Below are 17,196 nucleotides of genomic sequence, written 5' to 3' on the forward strand. Positions count from 1 at the left end.
AATGAAACTGGCCTTAGATCCATCCATGTACCGCGATGATTTAACTTTGGAGGAAACGGTCTATAAAACGGCGGAACTCGGATACGAATATATCGAACTGTCTCCGCGCGAGGATTTTTGTCCTTTCTATAAATATCCGAAAGTCGATTCAGCAAAAATCAAACAATTGAAGCGCCTTTTAAAAGATACAGGTGTGAAGCTGTCTTCTCTTCTTCCGCTTTACCACTGGGCGGGTCCTGATGAAGACCGCCGACAGGCCGCCGTGCGCAACTGGAAACGGGCGATCGAAATTGCGGTTGAACTTGAAGTGGATTTGATGAACAGTGAATTCAGCGGTTCAAAATATGATCCGTTGACAAGTGAAGAAAAATTCATCAAATCCATGGATGAACTGCTGCCCGTCTTTGAAAAAGAAGGCGTTAAACTCAATCTTCAAGCTCACCCGTATGATTTTATCGAAACGCACAAAGGCGCGATGGATATGATCCGCGCGCTTGACAAGGATTGGATCAATCTTGTCTACTCGACTGCGCATACGTTCTTCTATGATGACGGAAAAGGCGATATTGCGACCATGTTTGATGAAGCCGGCGACCGCCTCACACATGTTTTATTTGCAGATACTTTTAATCATAAAGCGGCGCATGGCCTGCGCTACATCGTCAACCCGCCTGACGCGAAAGTAACGGTTCACCAGCATTTGGACATCGGGCAAGGCGAGGTCGATTTTGAGACGATTTTCAGAAAGATGAGAGAGATGAAATTCGACGGAATCGCGACGAACGCCGTTTTTGCTTGGGTCGGCGAAAGAGCGGATGAATCAAGCCGGACCACGCTTAAGAAATTAAAGGAAGAACTGGGTATGGCATAAGCTGAGTATGGAGTTCGGTGGAGCGGGGCAAACAAGCCCTCCAGCCGGACTCCCTTCATATCGAAAACGCGGATGGGAGAGGCTGACATGAAACTTTGCTTTAATGAAGCGACTACGCTGGAGAATTCAAACCTGAAACAGGATTTAGAACTGTGCGAAAAGCACGGCTATGATTATATTGAAATCCGCACAATGGATAAGCTGCCGGAATACTTAAAAGACCATTCACTGGCCGATCTGGCGGAATATTTTCGAACCCATCACATTAAACCGCTTGCCCTGAACGCATTGGTTTTTTTCAACAACCGTGATGAGAAGGGCTATAGGGAAATCATTTCGGAATTCAAAAGCATGATGGAAACCTGCAGGACGCTCGGCGTGAAATATGTGGTGGCCGTGCCGCTTGTGACAGAGCAGAAGATTGTAAAAGAAGAGATCAAAAAGAGCAGTGTAGAGGTGCTGACTGAGCTTTCAGATATCGCGGAGCCGTACGGCGTAAAAATCGCGCTTGAATTTGTCGGCCACCCGCAATGTACGGTCAATACATTTGAACAGGCGTATGACATCGTGAACGCTGTCGGCCGCGATAATGTCGGACTGGTGTTTGACAGCTTCCATTTCCACGCGATGGGCTCCAATATTGAGAGCTTGAAGCAGGCGGACGGAAAGAAAATTTTCATCTATCATATCGACGATACAGAAGACTTCCCGATCGGCTTTTTAACGGATGAAGACCGCGTCTGGCCGGGACAAGGGGCGATTGACTTAGATGCCCACTTATCAGCACTGAAGGAAATCGGTTTTTCAGATGTTGTATCGGTTGAGCTCTTCCGCCCTGAATACTATAAGCTGAGTGCTGAGGAAGCCATTCAAACAGCGAAAAAAACAACAGTGGACGTCGTATCAAAATACTTCAATATCTAATGGAAAAAGGAGGGGTGAACATGGCTTTTGTCACCATGAAACATCTTCTTGCAGAAGCGAAACGGGAGCATTATGCAGTCGGCCAGTTTAATATCAACGGCCTCCAATGGACGAAGGCGATTCTGCAAGCGGCGCAAAAGGAGCAATCGCCGGTCATCGCCGCGGCTTCCGATCGTCTGGTCGACTATTTAGGCGGATTTAAAACGATTTCCGCCATGGTCGGCGCGTTAATGGAAGAAATGGCGATTACCGTTCCCGTCGTGCTCCATCTTGATCACGGAAGCAGTGCGGAACGCTGCAGACAGGCCATTGACGCCGGATTCAGCTCAGTGATGATTGACGGCTCCCATCATCCGATTGATGAGAACATCGCGATGACAAAAGAAGTTACCGCTTATGCCGCTAAGCACGGCGTCTCAGTAGAAGCAGAAGTCGGTACGGTCGGCGGCATGGAAGACGGGCTGGTCGGCGGTGTCCGCTATGCCGATGTCGCCGAATGTGAGCGGATCGTCAAAGAAACCAATATCGACGCGCTGGCCGCCGCCCTCGGCTCCGTCCACGGCAAATATCAAGGTGAACCGAATCTCGGATTTAAAGAAATGGAGGCTATCTCCCGCATGACTGATATTCCTCTCGTTCTTCACGGAGCATCCGGGATTCCGCAGGATCAGATCAAAAAAGCCATCACGCTCGGCCACGCGAAGATCAATATCAATACGGAATGTATGGCAGCCTGGACAGACGAAACACGCCGCATGTTTCAGAAAAACAGCGATCTGTACGAACCGCGCGGCTACATGACACCCGGCATTGAAGCCGTGGAAGAGACGGTGCGAAGCAAAATGAGAGAGTTCGGATCAGCCGGTAAAGCCGTAAAGCAGCAGGTCGGCTGATGAAAAGCACTCACAACATCGTGAGTGCTTTCGTCTTTCCGTTTATTTCCTTCTCGCGTTTCACCAAAGTATCACAATCAAATCAACCTGTTCAACCTTTTCAGGCACTTTCAATCCAAGCGAATTGTATACAGCTTGCCCCCTCGTTTACTATAGTTATGAAAACTAGAATTCGTTATTTTCCTTTTCTTTATCGATGACGTCGGTAACTGTCTTTTTTGTTAAAATAATCTATAAGTCATGTATCTTTATCTTTCGCAGTGATTTCATTATTACCTTGTCTCGAATTCTCATAAGTTTATACCGCATATACCCTACGTAAGGTCTCGTTTAGTAAAATTTCTTATTCCGTAAACCAGGAGACCGAGACATGTTATTACCATAATTGAGTAAAATAGGAAGCTTGATTGAATCGGTGATTCATCTTCGGGTGACATTGCTAACATAGGCTGTGTCCATGGATATACTTGACCTAATGGTGTACTGGCAATAATAATGGCCGGTAATGTAAAAACAATGCTAACAGCGAGTGGTATGCCAAATGTTTTAGACCTGATTGAAACAATAAGCTGCAATAAAATTAATGGTAAACAAGCTAAGATCCCTCTAATTCCATAACCTAGAATTGTAAGTAAAGGAAGAGTCCCGCTTATGCCTAACATATAACCGAATCCAATAAATAAGAGGATTAAAATGAACATACTAATGAATATCATGCGGACCACTGTCAGAAACTTTCCCAGTAAGATATCTGAGTGTTTGACTGGTAAGGCTAGAAGCTGTTTCCAACCGCCTCCTACATGTTCCCCCCTGCAAACAAGGGCGGCGAAAATTCCCACTACGATAGGCAATACAAAAGGGCCCATAAATAAGGCAACTTGTGTCCAAGCCTCTACCCAGGGATTGTCTCCAGGATTCATAAAAAGGTTATAGTTTTTAATAAAGTTAGTGTATGCCAGGGATACACCTAACAAAGGCCCTAATAAATAGATGATCCATAACTTTGATCGCTTAAGCTTTAAACGTTCTACAAATAAAATGTTTTTCAAGTATTTCGCCTCCTTTTTACAAAGCATCCCGTTTAGCAAAATGAATAGAGCCTAGAAATAATATAATTATCCCTAAGAAAAGGCTAATGCAAAGGTAAGATGAAAGATCTGGGTTATATCCTATCCCTTCATACTGCAGAATGACTGTCGAAGATTGACTAGGATAAGCCAGTGGAAACCACCTCGTTGATTGAGCAGCTGCCAAAAACAAACCCATTATAGATGATACTGATCCTACAAGAATTGAGAATGCCTGGTTGCTAAACACCATAGATAACCATATCTGGAAGGCCATTATAGGCAGTACTGTAACTAACATGCTGTAACTATCTCCAAACAAAAGTCCCCAAGGTACACTACCTTCGAAACCTACCAGTTTGCCCAGCAGTACCATGCCGAGCAAGAAGATTGTTGACGAAATAAATAAACTGACTACTAAGTAAATAAATTTGCTTACATAAATTCGCATTCTAGATACGGGAAAAGAAAGGGTTTGCTTCCATCCGTTTGCTTGATGCTCTATATTTGCTATTATTGACGCAGAAAGTGTGGCGGCTAATGGAAAACCCAGACCAAATAACAAACTGTTATCATACAGTAAATACATCCACATTGATCCAGCATGGAACATTTCAGCTTGTTTTTCCACGTATTCAGATCGATAAGTAAGATTTACCAACTCATATGCTATAATGAGTAAGGGAACCAATAAGACTACAATCAATAACGACGAACGTTTCAGTTTTAATTGATCTGCCCATAATAACTTTTTCATAGACTTCCCTCTGTACCGGTTAATTCTAAAAAAATATCCTCAAGTGATCGTGTCTTTTCTTCAAGTCGAAATACAGACAGCCCTGAATGAAGAAGTATGGAATTGATTTCTGAAACAAATTCCGGTTCTGTTTGAGACAGCCACAAATAATTTTTTTGTAAATCAACCTTTAATCCTTTCCTGTTTAGTATTGTTTTTGCTTCGATTACGTCACTAACACCGACTTTTAATAGTGGTTTTCGTTTTTGATGTAAACTTGCAATCGAGTCCTGAAAAATCATCCTTCCATTGTTGATAATTCCCACTTGAGTAGCCATTTGATCTATTTCACTCAATAAGTGGCTGGATACAATAACACTCATTCCCGATTTAGGCAATTCTTTAATTAGCTCTCTTATTTCTTGGATACCGGATGGATCTAAACCGTTTGTCGGTTCATCCAGAATTAATAAATCAGGACTGCTTAACAGGGCAACTGCAATTCCCAAACGTTGTTTCATTCCAAGGGAATACTCCTTAGTCAGTCGATTTGCTACTTTAGATAACCTTACAGTTTCCAATACTTCATTGACCCGTTGTTCCGGAAGTCCTCGTAACCTCCTAACAGCTTCTAAGTTTTCGTAACCTGTTAAATTACCATAATAAGTTGGAGATTCTACCAGTGACCCGATTCTTTGCAATATCTGCAAACGATTCTTGTTTAGGTTTTGGCCAAAGATTTCGATGTTTCCTTTTGTTGGTTTAATTAAACCTAATAACATTCGGATGGTTGTTGTTTTACCAGCACCATTCGGTCCAAGAAAACCATAAATTTCGCCGCGCCTCATCCTTAAGTTTAATCCATCAACAGAAGTATGCTTTTTATACTTTTTAGTTAGATCGTGTGTTACCACTATTTGATCATTCATTTGTCTCTCACCTCACTTTTATCATAAGCGATGTTCTTTAAACACAAACGAAACTCTTCCTAAACATTCACTTAACGACATCCCTTGTTTATTTTCTGTATGTAGTTATATTGATCCCTGAATATCAAGGTTAAAATATCAAAAGAATATTCTGAACCCTTAACGAAAGTTAAATTCTTTCCTTTTCCGACCTTTATGTCATTGATCTCATATAAAATAAGAAATAAAAAGGAGGATAACTTATGACGTTAGAAGAGAACAAAATCCTCATGGTGGATGATGACGAACATATCTTAAACTTATTAATAACTTGCTTTGAAAAGGAAGGTTTCAGCAATATTTCCACAGCTATGACAGGGAGCGAAACCCTTCTGAAAATCGATCAGGAACTTCCAAATATTATTTTGTTAGATGTCATGCTTCCGGACACTGATGGCTTCACCTTATGCAGCAAAATACGCTCCCATACAAATGTGCCGATACTCTTCTTAACAGCAAAAACAACAGATTTAGATAAATTGCAAGGGTTTAGTTTTGGGGGAGATGACTATATTACTAAACCATTTAATCCACTGGAAATTGTAGCTCGTGTAAAAGCCCAATTAAAGAGAACGACTCAGATCTCTTCTTCTTACCATCTAAAACAGGTATACGATTATGAACATTTTAAAATAGATCCCAATACCGGAAGACTTGTTGTTAACGGGACAAGAATCGATTGCCCTGCTCAGGAAATGAAACTTCTGATTTATTTCTGTGAACATCCCAATCAAATTTTAAGTAAACACCAAATTTATAAAGATGTGTGGGGGGAGTTTTACGGCGGAGATAGTACTGTAATGGTACATGTAAGACGATTACGTGAAAAATTAGAAGAAGACCCGAGCAGACCAAGATGGATTAAAACGGTTCGAGGACAGGGCTATATATTTGAAGCAGAGCCTATAGATGAGGATTTATTTTGAAGCTGAGAAATAGGATAGCATTTTACTTCGTATCGAGACTTTTTTTACTCATGTTTATTTGGGGTCTGCTCATTGTGGGCAGTATCATATTTTTCAGCCTCGTCTTAGGTCAGAATAAAATGGAAACGCCGCACTTATCCTTAAAAAAAATTGTTGACCAAACAGTTGTTGCAGATAAACAATTTTCAATAAATACGAAAGCAAAAGAAGATTTATTAGAGAACCGAATGTGGATTCAAATTTTAGATGAACAAGGAGATGAGGTTTTTTCTTTTAATAAACCTAAAAATATACCTAAGCATTATATTCTTGGAGAGTTAATATCAGATTACATGTATCCTGCCAAAAAAGGTTATCAATTATCTACGTGGTACGAAACGAAAAACAATCAGGATTTAACATGGGTATTGGGAAAGCCGATGGAAAAAAATAACCCTTTTTTCTATTGGGTGAATAACTTGTGGATAGTTTCTATTATTATGGCAGGGATTGTAATTGCAATATTTTACGGAAAAAAACTAGGTGCTCCCCTGCTGTTTATTGTATCTTGGATTGAGAATTTGTCTAAAGAAAAATATGAAGAACCTTATGATTGGAAGTTTCATTCAAGCAAATATAGACATAATAAATCTGGATATAAGACCTATCAAGAATTAATGCAGGCTCTGTCTGAACTTACCTCAACGCTTCAAAGGAATAAGGCTGAGCGAGAATTATTGGAAAAGACACGAGAAGAGTGGATGGCCGGTGTCTCACATGATTTGAAAACCCCTCTTTCGGTTATTAAGGGATATACGGTTCTTTTATCTTCAAATGAATATGAGTGGGAAAATCAGCAAGTGCGTGATTTTTCCTTAATAATGGAAGAACGTGTCGAATATATGGAAAAGCTGATTGAAGATTTCAACTTAACTTTTCAATTGAAAAATGAGTCGCTTCCAATCGATCTTGAAGAAAAAAACGTAGTGAAAGTAATTCATGACACTTTAGAAAAAATGAAGTTGCTACCGGAGTCAGAAAATAAGAGATTCGCTATAGAATCCAGTCACAATAAGATACTTTTTAATATGGATGAAAGGTACCTAAAGCGCGCAGTTGAAAACTTGATTGCTAATTGTATTAAACATAATCCTCCGGGCACTAAAATAAAGGTCATATTATATCAGGACGTGTTACATGACAATGAAATACAAATTATAATAGAAGACGATGGGATAGGAATGGACGAAGAGACGGTCGAATGTTTATTTGATCGGTATTTCAGAGGGACAAGCGCTACGTCAAATAACTCAGGGACTGGATTAGGAATGGCTATTGCTCAGCAAATTATCAAGGCACATGGGGGAAATATTGATATATATAGTCAGCCGGGAATTGGCACAAGATTTAAAATTACCTTTCCGAGTCCGCCATCTAAGTATAACAATGTCAATTAGAAATAATCGATCTTACATTGAGAAAGGGAGAAGCGGGTCTTTTATAAAGGCCCGCTTTCTCATGTTGCAGAGAACCGATGAAAGCATTATGATGGGGGCATCAAATAATGAGGGCTCCGAAAAGCCGTATCCTTTTGGAGGATGGTTGCATGAATAAAATCATGATTGTGGAAGATAGTGAAGACATTCGCGGACTATTGCAGAATTACCTTGAAAAATACGGATATCAAACCGTGGCCGCCGCGGATTTCACGGCTGTTCTTGATGTTTTTTTGCGGGAAAAGCCTGATGTGGTGCTGCTTGATATCAATCTGCCGTCTTATGACGGCTATTATTGGTGCCGCCAGATCCGCCAGCATTCTACAAGCCCGATCATTTTCATCTCAGCCAGAAGCGGGGAAATGGATCAAGTGATGGCGATTGAAAACGGCGGAGATGATTATATCGAAAAACCGTTTTCTTATGATATTGTGCTGGCGAAAATCAAAAGCCAGATCCGCAGGGCATACGGAGAGTACGCCGCCAAGCAGGGAGAGAAAGTGGTTGAATATGCCGGTGTGCAGCTCTTTGTGGAACGGTTTGAACTGCGCTTTCAGGACGAAAAAAGCGAGCTTTCTAAAAAAGAAAGCAAGCTTTTAGAAGTGCTGCTTGAGCGGGGAGAAAAGGTGACGAGTCGGGACCGTCTCATGGAAAAAACGTGGGACACCGACATTTTCGTCGATGATAATACACTTAACGTGTATATCACGCGGCTCAGAAAAAAACTGCGGGAGCTGAATGCGCCTGTTTCCATTGAATCGGTGCGGGGCGAAGGCTACCAGCTGAGGGCGCTGTCATGAAGCTGTTTCTCCGGTCTCATGCCGTGCTGATTCTGCTTTTTCTCCTTCAAGGGCTGTTTGTCTTCTTTTATTACTGGTTTGCGGGTCTTCATTCTTTTTCCCACCTGTTTTACATATTGGGCGTGCAGCTTCTTATTTTGGCGGGTTATCTTGCCTACCGCTGGTACAAAGACCGCGGCGTGTATCATTGGCTCAGCTCGGAGCAGGAAGGGACGGACATCCCGTATCTCGGTTCTTCAGTATTCTGTTCAGAGCTGTATGAAAAGCAGATGGAGCTGATCCGGCTGCAGCACCAGAAGCTCCATGAGACCGAAGCCAAGCTTGACGCGCGGGTGACGTATATGAACCAATGGGTGCACCAAGTAAAGACGCCGCTGTCAGTCATTAATTTAATCATTCAGGAAGAGGATGAGCCCGTCTTTGAACAAATCAAAAAAGAAGTCCGGCAGATTGAATTCGGGCTGGAGACGCTTCTTTATTCATCAAGGCTCGACCTGTTTGAGCGGGATTTTAAAGTTGAAGCGGTTTCCTTAGCAGAGCTTCTCCAATCGGTCATTCAAAGCTATAAACGATTTTTTATTCAATACCGCGTCTATCCGAAAATGGATATTCGCGATGATCATCAGATTTACACCGATGCGAAATGGCTCAAATTTGCGATCGGCCAAGTGGTCACAAATGCGGTCAAGTATTCGGCAGGCAAGAGTGACAGACTGGAGCTGAATGTCTTCCGCGATGAAGACAGGACGGTGCTTGAAGTCAAAGATTACGGTGTCGGGATTCCCTCGCAGGACATCAAGCGGGTGTTTGATCCTTATTACACCGGTGAAAACGGACGGCGTTTCCAAGAATCTACGGGAATCGGCCTCCATCTCGTCAAAGAAATTACGGGCAAGCTCAATCATACGGTGGACATCACTTCTTCCGCCGGTGAAGGGACATCGGTCCGATTTTCATTTCTTACAAAAATGTAAGACTGCGTTAAGAAAACAACATAGCTCGTTCTGTTTCCCCTTGATAACATGGATTTATGTCAAGGGGATTTTTTATGCTGAACGCCCCGGCGCTACATGAAAGCAGCCCAGATTAACAAGAATAAAACCATAAGGAGGATTTTCATGGCGAATATGCTTGAAGTCAAACATATAAATAAAACCTATAAAGGACAAGTGTCCTATCAAGCTTTAAAACAAATTTCGTTTTCAATAGAAGAAGGCGGGTTCACGGCGGTGATGGGGCCATCCGGGTCCGGAAAAACAACGCTTTTGAATATCATTTCAACGATTGACCGTCCGGATTCAGGCGATATCCTGATTCACGGAGAAAACCCGCACCGGCTGAAGCGGACAAAGCTCGCTCATTTCCGCCGCAAGCAGCTCGGATTTGTGTTTCAGGATTTCAACCTTCTGGACACACTGACCGTCGGTGAAAATATCATGCTGCCGTTAACGCTTGAAAAAGAAGCGCCGTCTGTCATGGAAGAAAAACTGCACGGCATCGCGGCAAAGCTCGGAATCGAAGACCTGCTCAACAAACGGACGTTTGAAGTATCCGGCGGACAGCGCCAGCGGGCCGCCATCGCAAGGGCGGTCATTCATAAGCCGTCACTCATTCTGGCCGATGAACCGACGGGAAACCTTGATTCCAAAGCGTCAAAAGACGTCATGGAAACGATGCAGAGCCTGAATCAGGATGATCATGTCACGGCTTTGATGGTGACCCACGATCCGGTTGCGGCAAGCTACTGCCGCCGCGTCATCTTTATAAAAGACGGCGAACTGTTTAATGAGATTTACCGCGGGGAAAACCGCCAAGTCTTTTATGAACAAATTCTCGATGTGCTGTCTATGCTGGGGGGAAACGCAAATGACCTTTCTTCAGTTCGCTTATAAAAACGTCACGAGAAACAAAAGGGCCTATCTTGCATTCTTCTTGAGCAGCGCTTTTTCCGTTTTGATTTTCTTTACCTTTGCGATGTTCCTGTTTCATCCGGCACTAAAGGAAGGCTACCTGAATAACATCGCCAGAAAAGGCTTAACCGCCGCGGAATGGATGATCTTTGTTTTTTCTTTCTTATTTGTTCTGTATTCGGTTAACGCATTTTTGAAATCGAGAAATAAAGAATTCGGTATTCTGCTGATGCAGGGCATCACGCCGGTGCAGCTGAGAAAGCTCATTACGGCGGAAAACATGATCATCGGCGTCATGTCGATCGCAGCCGGGATTATCGGAGGCTTCATTTTTTCGAAAACGTTCTTTACGGTCGGCGCTTATATTTTAGAAATGGACGCGCTGCCTCTGTACATGCCTTGGAAAGCGCTCGGTATTACGGCCGGCGGATTTCTGCTCTTATTTTTCCTTTTATCGCAGTTCACGATCCTTTTTGTCAGATCAAATACGGTGATCAAATTAATAAAGGGCACTGACAAGATCAAGCCGGAGCCGAAGCCGTCCGTGCTTCTGTCCTTATTCGGCATCGCCTGTCTTTGCGGCGGGTACGGCATGGTTTTAAAAGGCAATGTCCACGGGATCGAGCCGTTCATCATTTTACTGCTTACCGTTATCGGCACGTATTTCTTTTTCAGCCAAAGCAGCATCTGGATTCTGCGCGCGCTGAAGAAGTGGAAAACCTTTTATCTGCGCGGGAAAAATGTCATTTGGGTTTCTGACCTTGTCTATCGTTTAAAAGACAACGCCCGCCTGTTCTTTATCGTCAGCATTATTTCCGCGGTAGCGTTTACTGCGACAGGCGTGCTCGCGATGTACAAATCGACCGTCGGAGCAGAAGAGTCCGCCTATGAGATGGAGTATGTATCTTTCAGCAATAATCCAAAAGAACAGACTCATTTGAAAGATATTGACCATGAACTGAAAACACACGGCTTTACGTATAAGAAAGACAAAATAGATGTTTCCTATGTCCGCTATCAGAAAGGGGATACTGTTCCGCCTGTTTACATGATCAGCGAATCGGAGGCGGCGAAGTACTTCCATGTTAATCTAAACGGCCTGAAACATGGCGAGGCCGTCTATTTCCCGGGCACGTATGACCGCAATTTCAAAAACGAAGCGCCGGATCAGCTGAAGCTGCTGAACCAAAAAGGCAAGCCGTCTGACCAAAAACTGACGGTAAAAGAAGTCAAAAAACCGCTGATCTCATTGAATGCCATCATCGCGGTGAACGATCAAACCTTTGATCAGCTGAAATCACTCGGTGAGAAAGCGTCATTATACGGCTACAGCTATGATCATTGGAAAGACAGTCTAGGGATCAGCCAATCCTTGAAAAATGAGATTTACGGCAACTATATCGACGTCCATTCTGATTTTATGGCAAAAGCTGGGACGTACTATGATACGGTGCAGCTGCCGAGCCTGAGTTTATTCATCGGCCTGTTTATCGCGATCGTCTTCTTTGTCGCGGCAGCAAGTTTCTTATATTTCAGGCTGTTCACCGATTTAGATGAAGACCGGGAGCGCTACCGTTCACTGGCCAAAATTGGCCTGAGTGAGCGTGAAATGGCACAAAGCGTAACGATACAATTGGCGATTTTGTTCTTCTTCCCATTTGTCATTGCCGTCATGCATACGCTGTTTGCTTTGAGAACATTGGCCGTGGAAGGCTATTCCGATGTAGCGGGGCCGCTCAGTCTGACCATCGGAGGGTTTTTCATCTTTCAGCTTCTGTTCTTCCTCGCGGTGCGGACAAGCTATTTGAAAAAAATGAACAAGTAAGGGGAGTGCACAGATGAAAAAAGCATTGGCAATCCTGGCCGTCTTGGCGGCCGCTGCCGTCATATACGGACTTCTCTTTTTTCATAATGATGTTACAGACAGATTTAATCCGTTTATTCACCAGCAAGATGTCTATGTGCAGATTGATCGAGATGGCAAACATCTTAGCCCGGGCGGTACTGAGTATACATTAGACGGATATAATGCATCCGGGAAAAAAGAAGAAGTGACCTTTTTCGCCGGGAAAGACCTTCGAAAGAACGCGTATTTGAAGGTGAAGGCGAAAGGAAAGTATGTCGAGACCTGGGAAGAAGTCAGATTTGAAGATATGCCGGGCTCCGTACAGTCAAAATTAAAGTGAACATGAAAAGCGGCACAGTGTCATGACTGTGCCGCTTTTTTTATTTTTTATTTTCTTCAGCCCGTTTGATCAGCATGTCGGTGATGATATCCATCTGTTTGCTGACGGCAATCGGGTCATACGGATAGAAGGTGTTGAAATCGTTAATAAAGACACGATTGTGTTTTACGGCATCGAGATTTTTCCAAACGGATGAATCTTTCAGACGCTCAAATGTGTTGCTTTCTCCATTCGGATTGTAATCGGTAATGAACATATAATCAGCCGCATATTGAGGGATGACCTCTTGGGAAACCTGTTTCATGGCGCCCGTTTTCATGATGTTTTTTTCAATTTTGGCCGGCGCTTTCAATCCGAGCGCGTTATAAACGGCTTGGCCGCCGCGGCCGGAATTGTCATTGAAAACCCAGATCTCGCCTTTATCCGTCGTTTCATAAAGGCCGACTGTCTCGTCTTTGCCGATCACGTTTTTGAGGCGCTTTTGATTCGCTTCGGCTTTTTTGTTGAAGTCTGCCATAAAGCTTTTGGCTTTATCCTTCGCTCCGGCAATGTCGCCGAATAGGCTGACCGTATCTTTCGTATTCTTTGCGGTGTTAAAAGGAATGACAATCGTCGGCGCGATTTTTGATAGTTTCTCGTATTGGTCTTCCTTCATCAGCACGATTAAATCAGGCTTCAGCTGCATCACTTTCTCCACATTGACGGGATTGCCGATGTCAGTAATGTTTTTCAGCTGTTTTTTGATAAACGGATTTTTGAAAGTCCATGAGCCCGCCCCGACGACATTTGCGTCAACGGACAGCAGCTCACCTGCATAAAAGTCAGTGACGATCCGTTTCGGATGTGCGGGTATGTCAATATTTCCTTTTGTTGATTCATATGTACGCATGTCTGTCTTTCCTTTGCCTGATGCCGATCCGTTGTTCTCCTTCGCGCCGCTGCAAGCGCTTAATGCGAAAACAAGCAGAAGTGCCAGGCCGATCAGCCATGATTGTTTCTTCATAATGATCCCCCTATTTCAGTGATAATGATTATCATTATTAATATAGCAGGAAGTCGTCATTCCGTCTATGTTTTTTATAGAAAACCTTCCTTGATTATCCATGTTATAGTAGTAAAGGAGGAATGAATGTTGATTACGAAAAGAGGGATTTGGTGGGAAGTGCTGCACAGCTGGTGGCTGCTGCTGACTTTTGCGCCGTTTGCGCTGACCGCTTTCTTGGCCTTTTTCTATATCGGCTACCGGGCCAAGAACAAAAAATGGCTGAAATACGGACTTATCTATTTTATTAGCAATTGCTTTTGTGCTGCCGAGCACGCCGGGCGTGTATATCGTGCTGCCTTTATGGATCATCTCCATTATCCACGGGCTGAAAGTGCGGGCGGCTTATTTAATACAGCTTGATGTGTTTAAACAAAACGTCGAAGCAAGAGCGTTTGAAGCGGTAAGGCATGAGGCTGAAGCAAAATTCGGCGGAAAACCCGCTCATCGCATTGATCTGACAAAACAGAGATAAAAACAAATGACAAAGCCGGTATCTCGCGCTTTGTCATTTGCATGACCGGCCTATTGCTGGTATGAATGCTGCTGAAACGGTGTGTGATGCTGTGTTTGCGGGAATGAAGAAACATTAGTGTTCGCCATCGGTGCAGGCATGTGTCCGCTTACTTCCTGCTGAAGCTGATTGCACACATTTACGATTTGCTGGCATTTCTGAATGGCCCTTCATGCCCCTGCAGCGCTTGCTGAATGGTATGAACGGCATGCTGTTCATGGTTAAGCATCTGCTGAAGCATTTGAATGTTTTGCTGTTCCTGCTGGAGCATTTGCTTGTACTGCTGACTGCTTTGCTGTGTCTGCTGAATAAGCTGCTGTGCTGTTTGGCGGCATTGCTGCAGCTGATTTCCGCTGTATTGGTTTTGGTACATCATGAAGACCTCCCGGAGTGATTGATTTTACACATTTATCATGTGAAAGAATTGGAGAGGCATTCATGCAAGAAAAGGATTCAAATATTTACCTATTATGTACAGAGCGGAATACAAGGCTCGGGATGGCCTGTCGAGCTTTGTATTCCGGCCCTTTTTCTCAGAAGCCGCCTTCTGTAGCTTGAAAAGGAATATTGAGTCTGTTTTCGACTGCGCGCAGGCGCTGATTCAAACGGTTTAAGCGGCGGGTATGGATATCAATGGACTGGCTCAGCCGTCTGATCTGCTCATTCATACGCGTGATTTCCCGGTTTTGGCGCTGGTCTTCATTTGAGAGGCGGGTGAGCTCTCTCGATTGCTGGGCGTTTTGTCTTTCAAGCTGGGCGACTCTCCGTTCTAAAGCCGTCGGCTGCCGCTCTTCGGACTGAGGGGGCGCATAATAATAGCTTTCCTGCTGCTGATACGGCTCATACTCAACGCGGTTCACTTCGTATTCCTGCTGCTGAGGGAAATAGGCAGTCGGGGTGTAGTACTGATATGGGTTCATTCATCATTCTCCTTATCTAGTGAAGTCTTTATACACTATGTAGTCAATTGCACAGTGCCACGGCATCCGCCTAACTTACAGACGTAAAAAAAGCTTCAAAGGAAGGTGATCATGTTGCGGAACATACGGATTTTCATCATGACGGTTCTTGTTTTCGGATGCGTCATGATAACAGGCTGCTCGCAAAAGAAAGCAGACGATACCCCTTTTTATTACGGGACATGGGATGCGGGGCTGAAACCGGGCCCGATGGACGGGGTCAGATCTGAAACCGTCACGTTTACGAAAGACAGCGTGCTGACAAAGCAGGTCATTAAAGGCCGCGGCGAGGTTCCCATGCCCTCGGATGTGTACAAGGTGATCTCACAAAACACGGACGGAACGATCGAGATTGAATACCTCGGACATCCGCACCCCGTCAAAAGCACGTTGAAAAGAGGAAAAAACGGTACGCTCATTTGGAAGATATACGGAGAAACAAAAACAATGACAAGAATAAAAACCGGCGGGGAGGATGCACATGAGAAATAAGGCTGCCGACAGACTCGTTTTGACGGGTGTCATCGTACATATCATTCAATGGTTTTCACTGTTATGGTTATTTTTTATGCTTTTTGATCAGTTCGGGCGTTTTACCATTTACAATCCCAATGTCGTCAACGGCAGCATGCAGTCTTTTTCATTCTTTGATATGATGCGCGCTCTTCTGTTTTCCGGCACGCTGCGGAATACGCTTCTGCTGTTTCTGTTTGCGGCAATGCTCATTTACTTGTGGGTGAACGCTCTGTTTATCCTGCTGGAAATCGTTTCTTATATCATGATCAGGCGGAACAGCCGTTCATTATGGGCATACTTTCCCGCAGCGATGGGAATAAAGCTTGCCCTTCTGGACATAGCGGCCGTCCCTTTCTTTGCGGCGGGGCTGATGCTCTTGAAGCAGAAAACAGATGACGGCGGCGAACAAGCTGACAAGGGGAAAAGACGGCCCCGCATCCGGAGGCAGGCCCGGTATACGAAGAGAAGGCGGAGAAACTCGTCCGTTTGATTTTTCATTGAAACGAAAAAACGATATGATGAAAGCATAAGAAGAAAAGGATACAAAGGAGATGCAGGATGTACAAGTTAATCGCAATAGATATGGACGGAACACTACTAAACGATCATCATGAAGTGACGGCTGAAGTCCGCGGGGCGCTTGATGCCGCCAAAGCGGAAGGGGTCAATATCGTCCTGTGCACGGGCCGGCCGATCGGCGGCGTGCGTCGGTATTTGGAAGAGCTGAACTTACAGGAAGAAGGCGACTTTGTGATTGCCTATAACGGCGCACTCGTCCAAAATACGTATACAAACGGTGTCGTGGCCGAGCAGTCATTAGGTTATGAGGATTTGAAGTCGCTTTACGAGCTGAGCTTACAGCTGGATACTCCGATGCATTACTTTGACACAGCCAATCTGTACACGCCGAACCGGGATATCAGTGAATACACGGTATACGAATCATACATTACGAAAGTGCCGCTTCATTTCCGCACGATCGATGAAGTGCCGAAGGATATTCTGATTCCGAAAGTCATGTTCATTGACGATCCGGACAAGCTGGAGAAAGCGATCGCTTCCATTCCGGAATCATTCAAAGAAACATACACAATGGTCAAAAGTGCGCCATTCTTCCATGAGATTCTTCACCCGAAAGTCAGTAAAGGAAACGCGGTTAAGCTGCTGGCCGAAAAACTCGGCATTGAACAGAAAGACGTCATGGCAATCGGCGATAACGGCAACGACATGTCCATGATTCAGTGGGCCGGCTGCGGTGTGGCAATGGCCAATGCCATCCCGGAAGTAAGGGAGATTGCCGATTTTGAAACAAAATCAAATAACGAACACGGCGTGGCGCATGCGATTCAGGAGCTTGTGCTGAAAAAATAGGCACCCCATGAGAGGGTGCTTTTTTACCGCGTGTTTTG

The 17,196-nt window shown here is 44.1% G+C and carries 18 protein-coding genes and 2 pseudogenes; 14 read left to right on the forward strand and 6 right to left on the reverse strand.

The window, feature by feature from the left end:
• Position 1 precedes the first annotated feature (1 nt).
• The 3 genes from ACWHAR_RS10455 to iolJ all read left to right on the forward strand — a co-directional run bounded on the left by ACWHAR_RS10455 (position 2) and on the right by iolJ (position 2,688).
• Complete coding sequence (locus tag ACWHAR_RS10455; RefSeq protein WP_032875540.1) at positions 2-871, forward strand: sugar phosphate isomerase/epimerase family protein; 870 nt, start codon at positions 2-4, stop codon at positions 869-871.
• 87 nt (positions 872-958) lie between these two features.
• Complete coding sequence (iolI, locus tag ACWHAR_RS10460) at positions 959-1,795, forward strand: 2-keto-myo-inositol isomerase (protein WP_032875544.1); 837 nt, start codon at positions 959-961, stop codon at positions 1,793-1,795.
• Positions 1,796-1,815: 20 nt separating this feature from the next.
• The gene (gene iolJ / locus ACWHAR_RS10465) at positions 1,816-2,688 is read left to right on the forward strand and encodes a 6-phospho-5-dehydro-2-deoxy-D-gluconate aldolase (RefSeq protein ID WP_032875546.1); all 873 of its coding nucleotides are present in this window, start codon (positions 1,816-1,818) and stop codon (positions 2,686-2,688) included.
• 314 nt (positions 2,689-3,002) lie between these two features.
• Here the strand turns inward: iolJ and ACWHAR_RS10470 are convergent, their stop codons facing one another.
• The 3 genes from ACWHAR_RS10470 to ACWHAR_RS10480 are packed head-to-tail and all read right to left on the reverse strand — an operon-like array spanning position 3,003 to position 5,420.
• Positions 3,003-3,737 (reverse strand): ABC transporter permease, encoded by a 735-nt coding sequence (locus ACWHAR_RS10470; protein ID WP_223204429.1) that lies wholly within the window; start codon positions 3,735-3,737, stop codon positions 3,003-3,005.
• Between the two features lie 16 nt (positions 3,738-3,753).
• Complete coding sequence (locus tag ACWHAR_RS10475) at positions 3,754-4,512, reverse strand: ABC transporter permease (RefSeq protein ID WP_032875549.1); 759 nt, start codon at positions 4,510-4,512, stop codon at positions 3,754-3,756.
• Entirely contained in the window at positions 4,509-5,420 is a 912-nt protein-coding gene (locus ACWHAR_RS10480; RefSeq protein ID WP_007614842.1) for an ABC transporter ATP-binding protein, read from the reverse strand. The genes ACWHAR_RS10475 and ACWHAR_RS10480 overlap by 4 nt, the downstream gene beginning before the upstream one ends.
• Before the next feature lie 242 nt (positions 5,421-5,662).
• Here ACWHAR_RS10480 and ACWHAR_RS10485 point away from each other — a divergent pair, with 242 nt between their 5' ends.
• From ACWHAR_RS10485 to ACWHAR_RS10515, 7 genes are all read left to right on the forward strand, one after another.
• Positions 5,663-6,385: a response regulator transcription factor gene (locus tag ACWHAR_RS10485; protein WP_007614840.1), complete on the forward strand. Its 723-nt coding sequence runs from the start codon at positions 5,663-5,665 to the stop codon at positions 6,383-6,385.
• The gene (locus ACWHAR_RS10490) at positions 6,382-7,821 is read left to right on the forward strand and encodes a sensor histidine kinase (RefSeq protein WP_032875552.1); all 1,440 of its coding nucleotides are present in this window, start codon (positions 6,382-6,384) and stop codon (positions 7,819-7,821) included. Before ACWHAR_RS10485 ends, ACWHAR_RS10490 begins: the two co-directional genes overlap by 4 nt.
• A 149-nt stretch (positions 7,822-7,970) precedes the next feature.
• A complete protein-coding gene (yxdJ, locus tag ACWHAR_RS10495) occupies positions 7,971-8,660 on the forward strand; it encodes a two-component system response regulator YxdJ (protein WP_032875556.1) in 690 nt (229 codons plus the stop codon).
• Positions 8,657-9,634 (forward strand): two-component system sensor histidine kinase YxdK, encoded by a 978-nt coding sequence (gene yxdK / locus ACWHAR_RS10500; protein WP_032875559.1) that lies wholly within the window; start codon positions 8,657-8,659, stop codon positions 9,632-9,634. Before yxdJ ends, yxdK begins: the two co-directional genes overlap by 4 nt.
• A 144-nt stretch (positions 9,635-9,778) precedes the next feature.
• Entirely contained in the window at positions 9,779-10,552 is a 774-nt protein-coding gene (yxdL, locus tag ACWHAR_RS10505; protein WP_032875562.1) for an ABC transporter ATP-binding protein YxdL, read from the forward strand.
• A complete protein-coding gene (gene yxdM / locus ACWHAR_RS10510) occupies positions 10,527-12,395 on the forward strand; it encodes an ABC transporter permease YxdM (protein WP_032875565.1) in 1,869 nt (622 codons plus the stop codon). Before yxdL ends, yxdM begins: the two co-directional genes overlap by 26 nt.
• A gap of 13 nt (positions 12,396-12,408) precedes the next feature.
• Complete coding sequence (locus ACWHAR_RS10515) at positions 12,409-12,756, forward strand: YxeA family protein (RefSeq protein ID WP_004393256.1); 348 nt, start codon at positions 12,409-12,411, stop codon at positions 12,754-12,756.
• A 40-nt stretch (positions 12,757-12,796) separates the two neighbouring features.
• Here the strand turns inward: ACWHAR_RS10515 and ACWHAR_RS10520 are convergent, their stop codons facing one another.
• Entirely contained in the window at positions 12,797-13,759 is a 963-nt protein-coding gene (locus tag ACWHAR_RS10520) for an iron-hydroxamate ABC transporter substrate-binding protein (protein WP_032875568.1), read from the reverse strand.
• A 126-nt stretch (positions 13,760-13,885) separates the two neighbouring features.
• Here ACWHAR_RS10520 and ACWHAR_RS10525 point away from each other — a divergent pair.
• Positions 13,886-14,273: pseudogene (locus ACWHAR_RS10525) on the forward strand (hypothetical protein).
• Positions 14,274-14,323: 50 nt separating this feature from the next.
• Here the strand turns inward: ACWHAR_RS10525 and ACWHAR_RS10530 are convergent.
• A pseudogene (locus tag ACWHAR_RS10530) lies at positions 14,324-14,685 on the reverse strand (hypothetical protein).
• Positions 14,686-14,845: 160 nt separating this feature from the next.
• The gene (locus ACWHAR_RS10535) at positions 14,846-15,232 is read right to left on the reverse strand and encodes a hypothetical protein (RefSeq protein WP_032875571.1); all 387 of its coding nucleotides are present in this window, start codon (positions 15,230-15,232) and stop codon (positions 14,846-14,848) included.
• A gap of 111 nt (positions 15,233-15,343) precedes the next feature.
• Between ACWHAR_RS10535 and ACWHAR_RS10540 the strand changes: the two genes are divergently transcribed.
• From ACWHAR_RS10540 to yidA, 3 genes are all read left to right on the forward strand, one after another.
• Positions 15,344-15,763, forward strand: a complete 420-nt coding sequence (locus tag ACWHAR_RS10540; RefSeq protein ID WP_032875574.1) for a lipocalin family protein — start codon at positions 15,344-15,346, stop codon at positions 15,761-15,763.
• Entirely contained in the window at positions 15,753-16,277 is a 525-nt protein-coding gene (locus tag ACWHAR_RS10545) for a hypothetical protein (RefSeq protein ID WP_015240896.1), read from the forward strand. The genes ACWHAR_RS10540 and ACWHAR_RS10545 overlap by 11 nt, the downstream gene beginning before the upstream one ends.
• 68 nt (positions 16,278-16,345) lie before the next feature.
• A complete protein-coding gene (gene yidA / locus ACWHAR_RS10550) occupies positions 16,346-17,158 on the forward strand; it encodes a sugar-phosphatase (protein WP_015240895.1) in 813 nt (270 codons plus the stop codon).
• Positions 17,159-17,196: the final 38 nt, after the last annotated feature.

It is taken from the genome of Bacillus sp. LR--39 (assembly GCF_053613335.1).